Annotated in this window: 1 protein-coding gene; it reads left to right on the top strand. The window is 55.7% G+C overall.

Annotated elements, in window-relative coordinates; translation table 11 throughout:
- Positions 1 to 238: 238 nt before the first annotated feature.
- Complete coding sequence (locus tag K288_RS0143520) at positions 239 to 928, top strand: IclR family transcriptional regulator (RefSeq protein WP_027584878.1); 690 nt, start codon at positions 239 to 241, stop codon at positions 926 to 928.
- The last annotated feature ends 184 nt before the right edge of the window (positions 929 to 1,112 follow it).

Here is a 1,112-nt window from a genome sequence, read left to right as displayed (position 1 = left end):
ATCAATCTTCCAGAGGCGAAAATACTTGCTCATCGCCGCCAATAAAATCAGACTCCCACCCAATTGAACAGGGACTACTCGGACAGGCTCCTAGAACTTATTCTCCCAGCAATTCGATTAGTCTCATGCATGGGCAAGCCAACATCATTCCGATATGCAAAACCGGCTGATACAGAAGTAGTAAATTATTGGGAGCATCCCCCGATATGTGTTCTACAAAGCAGAACTTGGAGCCGAGATGAGCAAGACACGCGTTGACGCCGTGAGCAGGGCCCTTGCGATCCTGAAAGCTTTCCGCGCGGAGCGGGCTGCGATGACGCTCACTCAGATTGCGGAGGCGACTGATCTCTATAAAAGCACAGTCCTGCGATTAGCCTCCACGTTGGAGGCTGACGGCTTTCTTGTCCGCGGCGCGGACCGATTATTTCGGCCCGGGCCAGAGCTATGGCATCTAGGGTCGCTTTATCAGCGAGGTCTGGATTTGGGCGCAGTGATCCGGCCTTCGCTTCGTCGTCTGGTTGAAGCGACAGCGGAAACTGCGTCTTTTTATGTTGCGGATGGCGATGAACGCATCTGTCTTTACCGCGTCAATTCTCCGCGTTCAGTTCGACATCATCTCGAAGAAGGCCAGCGATTGCCGATTGATCGCGGCGCCGCCGGCCGGATTCTCACTGCGTATCGCGAGCCAGTGAGCGCGGAAGGAAAGAAGATCCGGGACAGAGGGTACTATGTTTCGATTGGTGAGCGGGATCTAGAGGTCGCCGCCGCAGCTGTCCCGTTGATGGACGTGTATGGCAAGCTGCGGGGCGTTCTTTCAGTGTCAGCTATCTGGACGCGTTTCGATGCCGACGCTCGCAAGGCTGCAATCGACGTGCTCAAATTAGAAGCCAAGGCTCTGGCGGGTTTGTTGCCCGCGAGCGAACGATAGCGGCCGTACGATGTCTGCTTTGGGCCGATACCGTCGACGAATTCACTACACGGCAGCCGCGAGGATTACCGCGCTCGGGCGGATGCCGAGACCTAGGCGGTGTGGACTCTAAGGATTCCCTTTTAGGAGCAAATCAGATTCAAGGCTGCTTTTGGGGAGGCGGCCTTGGGTGTGATGGATCGTT

The sequence above is a fragment of the Bradyrhizobium sp. Ai1a-2 genome (assembly GCF_000426245.1).
In the GTDB taxonomy this organism is placed as follows: domain Bacteria; phylum Pseudomonadota; class Alphaproteobacteria; order Rhizobiales; family Xanthobacteraceae; genus Bradyrhizobium.
This window is presented reverse-complemented; position numbering and strand designations above follow the sequence as displayed.